Here is an 8785-nt window from a genome sequence, read left to right on the forward strand (position 1 = left end):
AGTTCAATTTTCATGAAGAGATAATGAAAAGATTATTAAAAATTTCTCATAAAAAAATAGGAGCATTTCTGCTCCTATTTTTTACGGCTTCACATCTAAATTCTGTAAAAATAAAGTTGCTGTTACGTAACGTTTCGCTAACATTTGTACATAAGCGGTATGCACAGAGAGTGTGGCGATAATAATGGCGTTACGAATTGCTTCACGTTGTTCATTATTAATTTGATCGAACTTGCTTGCGATTTTATCAGCTTTTTCTTTTACGATGTTTTCAATTGTATGAACTGTATCTGTTGCATTTAATTGTAAGCAATTCCCTTGATTGAGTTCTTCAAATAGAGAAGAGTAAGCTCCATATAAATGAACAGGATTGATTAAGTCATCACTTCGATCAGCTGGGTCATTTACGATAAGGCGTAATAGCTTACGAATAGATTCAAAATCAAGTGCTGTTTTTAAATCTTCAACAATGAATAGTAAGGCTGCTTGTTCAATTGAATATTTTTTTCCTTTTTGAGGAGAGCCAATCATTTCTTTTATATCTCGTTTTACCCAGTTCTGCATGGCTGTTACTGAGAAACTTGTATTTTCAATTTGATTTCCAAGCGCAACTATTTCATTTAATGAAAAACCAACGTCCGTATCTTCAATCTTAATTAGTTTTTCGAAAATAGGTGAAAGTGCGGTAGTAATAAAAGCAGTAACGCTTTGTCCGCTTTCAATATCTTTTTTATGTGACTTTGCCCAAGCTTCTTGTAAAATACCGAGAGGCTTTTTCGTATTCCAACCTCTTAGTGATAGAAGAAGAGTAGCCATTTCGTTTCGTGTGAGATGAAATGTTTCCATCTTTTCACCTCCATAAATAATAAAAGTTCTTATGAACCTATAATATGTTTTGTTTCATTTAAAGTCAATTCTGTTTTGCTTAATTTTTCCTTATGTCATAAAACTGTCGGAAGTAAATAATACTTGCATATTTCGACAAAAGTTCATATAATAAGTTCATAAGAACCTTAAAATGTTCTTAAAAAATAAATCTATCATTCTGAATTTACTAGAGAGATAGATTTCACATATATCTATATAAAAGGAGAATGGATATAATATGTTGAAAAAACTTGTAGCAGTAATGACAGCATTCATGGTAATCTTTGGTGCTAGTAGCTTTATGTTCGTAGATCATGCGGCAGCGAAAAGTTACAAATCTGGTAAAAAATCATTTTCACCAAGTTCAGGCCAAAAATCAAAAGTTGATTTAAACAAAAAAGATTCAAATGTAAATTCTCAAAAAACGACTCCAGATTCAAAAACGAAAGCAACAAACACAGCACCAAAAAGTAATAAAGGAAGCTTTATGAAAGGTTTATTACTAGGTGGTCTTGGTGGTTTACTAATGGGTAGCTTATTTGCAAATATGGGAGCTCTTGGTTCTGTATTAGCGTTTATGGTAAATATGTTAGTAATGGCTGGTATCGTAATGTTAGCAGTTCGTGCATTTAAATACTTCAAAGATCAACGTAAGAAAAAGGAAGATGAAGTAGCATGGAAACGATAAAAATTTCTGAACAAGAACTGATCAATGCACTTTGCGTATATATCGCTGAAAAAAGACAAGTTGGTCCAGAAGAAGTTTTAGTTGAACTCATGTACGACGATGACTACGGTTTCTCTGCTGAAGTAGAGGTAAATGGTCGCCAACAAATTTTAATTCAAGCGAACTTAATCGAAGCATTACGCTTATTGCTTGACAGAGAATATAATGTCAATTCATTTGCGGCAAGATTACAACTTGAATTAGATGATGAAGAAGGCATTTACGCATTAGCGAAATTTAATAACTCAGATGAGTAGGAAAAAGAGCTGTTGAGAGTAATCTCAGCAGCTCTTTTTAGTATGGGCATATGCAAGGGAATAATCCTGCCAAATTTCATTCATCTTCCGTCTACCGATATCAACCATCGGATTAAATTGAATAGCAGCTTGTTGACGTACGGCATGTACATGTTGGATTGCTTCTTGCAAGTGTTGTTCAACCGAATGGGATTTTTTATTTGCTTGTTTTACAATTGAATATCCAGCAACATTTCCTTGTGCCATCGCAATTTTCCCGCTTTCAATGCCAGTTATATTGCCGGCTACAAATAAACCAGGAAGAGGGGTTTCCATTGTTTCGGAATGGATAGGAACGTGCCCTCCTAATTCCGGTATGTAACGGAAAGGACAACTAGCTACAGCGGCTAACTCAGCAAGAGGATATAAGCCGCCGGCAATACAAACGAAGTCTGCCTCATATATTTGTTCCGAGCCAGTAATGATGTTTCCTTTCGTATCAATATTAGCAACGCGTACACCTTCAACTTGATCTGTTCCAATAATTTCAAGAGCTGCTTTTCGAAGATGAAGAGGTGTACCATTTATTTTCATACCGTTATTTGGATAGAAGTTTAATCCAGCTTTTTTAGCCCAGTTATATTTCATGAAGCGACTACCTACACGTAATAAAGGTGACGGGGCAAGGTGAGCAGCATGTAATAGAGAGTTTAAAACTTCTTCTGGTTCACCAGCCTTTTGACTTAATTCACTTTTTTCAGGAAGTACGATATGTTCAACTTTAATGCCCGCTAATTGTAATTCATTTAATATAGCGAATGACAATATGTTAGCTCCAATAATGATTCCTTTTTTCCCAACTTGAACACGATGAACATTTGTCATTACTTGTGCTGCCCCGATTGACATAACACCTGGAATTGTCCAACCAGGAAGGGGAATGGAGTACTCAGCAGCTCCAGTAGCAAGTAAAACGAAAGGTGCTTCTAACGTACCGATATTCGTATGTACGAACCAAGAGCTTTCATTTTTATCTAAATTATAGACAGAAACACCGCAGCGAATAGTAACTGATAGTGATTTTGCTTCTTCGTGAAGACGTTTTGATTCTTCTATTCCGTTCCACCATTCTCCAGTATGTTCTTGATGTAATTGCCCAAGCAACCTTCCGCCAGGCTTCATAAATTCATCAATAACAAGTACATTCAGTCCAAATCGAGCACAAGAGATAGAGGCTGATAAACCCGCTGGTCCAGCACCGATAATAATGACATCGTTCATCGCTTTTTCACCATCTCTCTCACGATATTTGGATGCTGTTTTCCACTGTCAACTACCATATCTTCTTCTACAACAGTTAAGCATGCTCGTACGTTTGCTTGATTGTTTACTGTGACGCGGCATTCAGAACAATGTCCAATATTACAGTAAATACCTCGCGGCGTCCCACTATCTTCATGCACTCTTAAAGTTCTTATTCCGTTTGCAAGTAAAGCGGCCGCAATCGTTTCATGTTCATAGGCTTCATACTGTTGCCCGTTAAATTGGAAAGTGATGCGTTTACTATTATTTAAACTCCCTAAAATAGGGTGATGGGTAATTCTATTCATTGATTTTCACCTACCGCTCCAAAGGTAACTGCGCGCACAGGTGGTTGATATTTTAATGGGGTTTCATTAGTAGTTACGTCAGGATTTGCGCTCTCAATCATTCGATCTATCATCATTCTACATGTGCGGCCACCGCAAAATCCCATGCCAGCACGTGTTCTTAGTTTTAATTCTCTTGCCGAGCATTTATATTCAGCAATTGTCGATTGAAGTTGTTCGTATGTAACTTCTTCACATCGACAAACAATTAAGTGATCTTTATTCGTCATATGAATTCCTCCTCTAGTTCGGTTTGCACAAATTAAATAATGCAAAAACTATGCCAATATAGAGGAGGGAAACGGTTATTGTAATCCAAGCTTTTTTAAACGGTTATATAAAGTGGCTCTCGTAACACCGAGCTGTTTCGCGCACTCTAATTTATTCCCATTTAATATGCGTAAAGCCCTCTCAATGACTTTCTTCTCATGTTCATCCATCTCTTCTTGCAAAGAGAGAATCGTATTATTGTTGCTAAGTAATAGGGAATGAGCCGTAGAATTGTCTAACGTTTCGGTTGCATGAAATGGTAAATATTCTTGTTTTATAATACCGTCAGTCGCAAATACGACAAGTCTTTCAACGACGTTACGAAGCTCGCGAATATTACCTGGCCAATTGTAATGAAGTAGCTCATGCATAATGCTGGAAGGTAAGTCACGAATTGGTCTGTTGTAGTTGATTGAAAAATCGTTTAAGAAAGAATAGGTTAATTCAATAATATCCTCGCGTCTTTCTCGCAGCGGTGGAATTTGCAAGCTAACTACATTTAAGCGATAGTATAAATCTTCTCTGAACGTGCCTTTTCTCATTTCTTCTTGTAAATCACGATTTGTAGCAGCGATAATGCGGAAATTAATATGAATTTCCTTTTCTCCACCAACACGGTAATATTTTCGTTCTTGTAGTACACGCAAAAGCTTTACTTGCATATCAAGCGGCATTTCTCCTATTTCATCAAGGAATAATGTACCGCCTTGCGCGAGCTCTATTTTACCTTTCTTACCTTTACTATTTGCACCAGAAAACGCCCCGCGTTCATAACCGAATAATTCACTTTCAAATAAAGCTTCTGGAATGGCGCCGCAGTTAATTGAAATGAAAGGTGCCTTAGCTGCTTCGCTTGCTTCATGAATTGCTTTTGCAAATACTTCTTTTCCAACACCACTTTCTCCGAGTATTAAAACAGTTGATTTCACCGAGCAAACCTTTCTAGCTAATTGTATCGTTCTTTGTATTACAGGGCTCTTTCCATTCATCGCAAGGAAAGGGTCTGATTCATCTTTATATTTTGCGACCTCTTGTTCTAATCGGTGCATTTCATGTGACATATTAAATAGCTTTTCATTTAAAGCGACTTGATTTGTAACATCAGTTTCTGAAACGACAGCTCCGATAATTTCATCGTTACAATAAACTGGGTTTGAATTTATTAATACGAATAAATCAGGCCGAGGCTGATGGAACTGAGCGGTTATGCTTTTTCCGTCATGTAATGATTGCAAAATTTCTAAATCTTTATAGTCAAAAAAACGAGTGATAGGTTGTCCAATAATTTCATTATGGTTGACTGAAAAAATCTTTTCGGCGCCATCTGTCCAAGTACGAACACATTCTTTATCATCGATGACTGTAACGGAAGAATCAGTTGTTTGTATTACGGTGTTATAGAAAGATTGTAGTTCATTGTATGACTTAACAAGGAACGGAATGATTTGCTGAGCTGTTATACAGCATAAAGGTTCTTTATTTTCGTTTATTACGACAACAACCATTCCATGAGAAAACGCGTCAAATAAAGCGGTAAATGAATCATCTTTGTAAATAACTGCACAGTTGTATTTGTCTGTAGTAGAAGGGCGGAAATAATACTTTTCGTTAACTCGCTCAATATATTGCATGCTGTTTGTATGATCAATGGATAAAGTTTTTAGAAATTCTTTTATTGTGGGAAATGAGAATGCCATATTGTCCTCCTATTATGTATAAAAATTTTGACAGTGATAAAAAAATAATACACCTATTTACGATAAATTTAAAATATTTTTACAAATAAAAATATTATTTATAAAAAGTGTATACATGTATAGTTGGCACGTCAATTGCATGTAAAGAAAGTGAGGGATTAAAAAGAAGGGAGGGGTGCTACGTGAGGCACTGTGACGTTTTAATAATAGGTGGTGGAATTATAGGATGTTCTATCGCTTATTACACTTCAAAATACGGAAGAGACGTAACAATCATTGAAAAAGGAGAATTTGTCAGTGGGACGTCTTCACGGTGTGACGGGAATATTTTGGCTATCGATAAAGACCCAGGGTTTGATAGTCAAATGTCGTTAGTAAGTCAAAAATTAGTAACTGATTTAAGTGAAGAGTTAGAGCATTCATTTGAATATAGAGCACCAGGGAGTATTCTCGTATGTGAGTCGGACGAAGAAATGGAAGCAGCGCAGCAATGGGTGAATCGTCAAAAGGAAGCTGGTTTACCGTTCCGAATGCTTGATAGGCAAGATATAAGAGAAGAATCGCCATTTTTCGCAGATGATTTATTAGGCGGATTGGAATGCGCAACAGATTCCACTGTAAATCCATATCTTCTTGCTTTTTCACTTCTCGCAGAATCGAAGAAATTTGGTACGAAAGTTTTTAATCATACGGAAGTAAAAGAAATGAGAAGAGTTATAGACGGTTCCTTTATTGTAGAAACGACAAATGGGACGTTTACTGCGAAGCAAGTGGTGAACGCCGCCGGTGTGTGGGCTCCGAAAATTGGACAAATGCTTGATGTGAATATACCGATTGAACCGAGAAAGGGACATATTATTGTAGCTTCAAGGCAACAACACGTTGGCTGTCGTAAAGTAATGGAATTTGGCTATTTAATTTCTAAATTTGGTGGGAAACGAAAAGTGGATGCTTTAACTGAAAAATATGGGGTAGCTCTCGTATTCGAGCCGACAGAAAGCCAAAATTTTTTAATTGGTAGTAGTAGAGAGTTTGTTGGGTTTCATACGAGGATAAATAATGAGGTTATTAAATGTATTGCGAACAGAGCAATTCGTTTTTATCCGAAAATGGCGGATATGATGGTGATTCGTTCATATGCTGGGTTACGCCCGTGGACAGAAGATCATTTGCCAATCATTTCACGTGTGGAACATGTCCCGAACTACTTTATAGCAGCAGGGCATGAAGGGGATGGCATTAGTCTTGCCGCAGTTACTGGGAAAGTAATTGAAGAGTTATTAAATGAAAAAGAAACAATCATTCCTATTGAACCACTTCGTTTGAGTCGTTTTACAGAAAGGGTGTTAAACGGATGAGGTCACAAAGAGTCTTTACGACGATTGATACACATACAGGCGGGAATCCAACGAGAACATTGATTAGCGGGCTGCCTAAGTTAAGTGGAGAGACGATGGCAGAGAAGATGTTACATATGAAAAAGGAGTATGACTGGATTCGCAAATTGTTAATGAATGAACCACGTGGTCATGATGTAATGTCAGGAGCACTATTAACAGATCCATGTCATCCGGAAGCAGATATTGGTGTTATTTACATAGAAACAGGTGGATATTTACCGATGTGTGGTCACGATACAATTGGTGTATGTACAGCTTTAATTGAATCGGGTTTAATTCCGGTAGTTGAACCGATTACTTCATTAAAGTTAGACACGCCAGCCGGCTTAGTTGAAGTGGATATCTTTGTTCAAGATGGAAAAGCGAAAGAAGTCTCCTTCTGTAACATACCAGCTTTTTTACTGAAACATATTACTGTACAAGTCGAAGGGATTGGAACTGTTGAAGCAGATATTGCGTATGGAGGAAATTTCTATGCCATTATTGATGCGAAGTCAGTAGGTTTAGAGTTAGTACCGGAACATGCATCTACAATCATCGATAAGGCAATTCATATTAGAAATATCATTAATGAGAAATTTGAAATCATTCATCCAGAGCATTCGTTTATTAGAGGATTAACCCATATTGAATTTTATACAGATCCTACTCATGAAAGTGCGCATGTAAAAAATACAGTTGTCGTTCCGCCAGGGGGAATTGATCGTTCTCCATGTGGTACAGGAACCTCAGCGAAGTTAGCTGTTTTATACGCAAATCAAAAAATCGAGATGAATGAAGAGTTTATTCACGAGAGTATCGTTGGCTCTCTATTTAAAGGATGCGTTATAAATACGACAAATGTTGCAAATATAGAAGCTGTCGTAACGAAAATTACAGGTTCAGCTTGGCTTATGGGTATGCACAGATTTTTTTACAATGAAAAGGATCCACTGAAAGAAGGATTTTTGCTAATTCCGCCGATGGAACATGAAACGGAGGATGTAAAATGAACATTCAAAAAATGTATACAGCAGTAGACGTACACGTAAATGGCGAGGCATTTCGTGTAATAAAAGATGTACCATGTAAGTACTACTACAATTTAGAACAATTAAACGAACAATTTTCAGGTGAATTAGCAGAAGAAATGCAGCTTTTATTAAATGAACCGCGTGGTTTTATCGGTTTAAATGGATGTATCGTCGTTCCTTCTATTCATGCGGAAGTCGATGCAGCTGTATTATTTTTTAATCATGAAGGGTCAATTCCTCTCCATTACGGAGGTATTGTCGCAGTCATAACGATGTTACTAGAAAGCGGGTATTTAAAAAAGAGAGAGACGAATCAATACAAAATCGAAACGTTATCTGGCATATTTTCAGTCCATGCGTATGTAGAGAATGATGAAGTTGTGTCTGTTTCGTTTGAAAGTAAACTATGTTATATGATTGAGAAAAACCTACATGTTGGTAATATAAGTTACTCTCTCATACAAGCAGATAAAGTATATGCAGTTGTAGAAAAAGGTACGTATTCACCAGAAATTTGTATTGAAAACATTTCTGAATTGAAAAAATGGGGAGAAGCTACACTTCAAGCTATACAAAAACAGTCGCTAATAAAAAGGCTTATTTTAGTAGATTCCACGCAAAAAGAAAACAACCATATAAAGTCGATTACATTTCATGAAGATAACTTTATCGTACGTTCGCCAGGGTTTGTCTCTACTATTGTGTCTTTTGTTCATACATTATTTAAAAATGATTATATAGCGGATAAACCTTTTATAAATGAAAGTATATTTAATAGCTTTATAACAGTTGAAAAAGTAAAGAAGGAGGAAACGGGTTACATTTTTCGTTTTGAAAGTAGAGGATTTATTACAGGGATGCAGACGTTTCTATTAGACTCTACAGATCCGTTTCCAACAGGGTTTTTATTAAAATAAAATGGTAAA

Annotated in this window: 10 protein-coding genes; 5 read left to right on the forward strand and 5 right to left on the reverse strand. The window is 36.5% G+C overall.

Annotated features, from left to right (window positions below):
- Positions 1-81: 81 nt before the first annotated feature.
- Complete coding sequence (locus KI369_RS26070) at positions 82-846, reverse strand: DUF1836 domain-containing protein (protein ID WP_000447236.1); 765 nt, start codon at positions 844-846, stop codon at positions 82-84.
- A 259-nt stretch (positions 847-1105) separates the two neighbouring features.
- Here KI369_RS26070 and KI369_RS26075 point away from each other — a divergent pair, with 259 nt between their 5' ends.
- A complete protein-coding gene (locus KI369_RS26075; protein WP_000914472.1) occupies positions 1106-1555 on the forward strand; it encodes a hypothetical protein in 450 nt (149 codons plus the stop codon).
- Positions 1543-1851 carry a YxcD family protein gene (locus tag KI369_RS26080; protein WP_000447759.1) on the forward strand — a complete coding sequence of 103 codons (309 nt, stop codon included), beginning with the start codon at positions 1543-1545 and terminating at the stop codon, positions 1849-1851. Before KI369_RS26075 ends, KI369_RS26080 begins: the two co-directional genes overlap by 13 nt.
- Before the next feature lie 24 nt (positions 1852-1875).
- Here the strand turns inward: KI369_RS26080 and KI369_RS26085 are convergent, their stop codons facing one another.
- From KI369_RS26085 to KI369_RS26100, 4 genes are all read right to left on the reverse strand, one after another.
- Entirely contained in the window at positions 1876-3111 is a 1236-nt protein-coding gene (locus tag KI369_RS26085; RefSeq protein WP_212958340.1) for an NAD(P)/FAD-dependent oxidoreductase, read from the reverse strand.
- Positions 3108-3440 (reverse strand): (2Fe-2S)-binding protein, encoded by a 333-nt coding sequence (locus KI369_RS26090; RefSeq protein ID WP_212958342.1) that lies wholly within the window; start codon positions 3438-3440, stop codon positions 3108-3110. The genes KI369_RS26085 and KI369_RS26090 overlap by 4 nt, the downstream gene beginning before the upstream one ends.
- Positions 3437-3709, reverse strand: coding sequence for a (2Fe-2S)-binding protein (locus KI369_RS26095; RefSeq protein ID WP_212958344.1), 273 nt, complete (start codon positions 3707-3709; stop codon positions 3437-3439). Before KI369_RS26095 ends, KI369_RS26090 begins: the two co-directional genes overlap by 4 nt.
- 75 nt (positions 3710-3784) lie before the next feature.
- Complete coding sequence (locus tag KI369_RS26100) at positions 3785-5446, reverse strand: sigma-54 interaction domain-containing protein (RefSeq protein WP_212958346.1); 1662 nt, start codon at positions 5444-5446, stop codon at positions 3785-3787.
- Between the two features lie 182 nt (positions 5447-5628).
- Between KI369_RS26100 and KI369_RS26105 the strand changes: the two genes are divergently transcribed.
- The 3 genes from KI369_RS26105 to KI369_RS26115 are packed head-to-tail and all read left to right on the forward strand — an operon-like array spanning position 5629 to position 8776.
- Entirely contained in the window at positions 5629-6804 is a 1176-nt protein-coding gene (locus KI369_RS26105) for an NAD(P)/FAD-dependent oxidoreductase (protein WP_212958348.1), read from the forward strand.
- Entirely contained in the window at positions 6801-7838 is a 1038-nt protein-coding gene (locus KI369_RS26110) for a proline racemase family protein (RefSeq protein WP_212958350.1), read from the forward strand. Before KI369_RS26105 ends, KI369_RS26110 begins: the two co-directional genes overlap by 4 nt.
- On the forward strand, positions 7835-8776 hold the full coding sequence (locus tag KI369_RS26115) for a proline racemase family protein (RefSeq protein ID WP_212958352.1): 942 nt from the start codon (positions 7835-7837) through the stop codon (positions 8774-8776). The genes KI369_RS26110 and KI369_RS26115 overlap by 4 nt, the downstream gene beginning before the upstream one ends.
- Positions 8777-8785 lie beyond the last annotated feature (9 nt).

The sequence above is a fragment of the Bacillus sanguinis genome (genome assembly GCF_018332475.1).
Taxonomy (GTDB): Bacteria; Bacillota; Bacilli; order Bacillales; family Bacillaceae_G; genus Bacillus_A; species Bacillus_A sanguinis.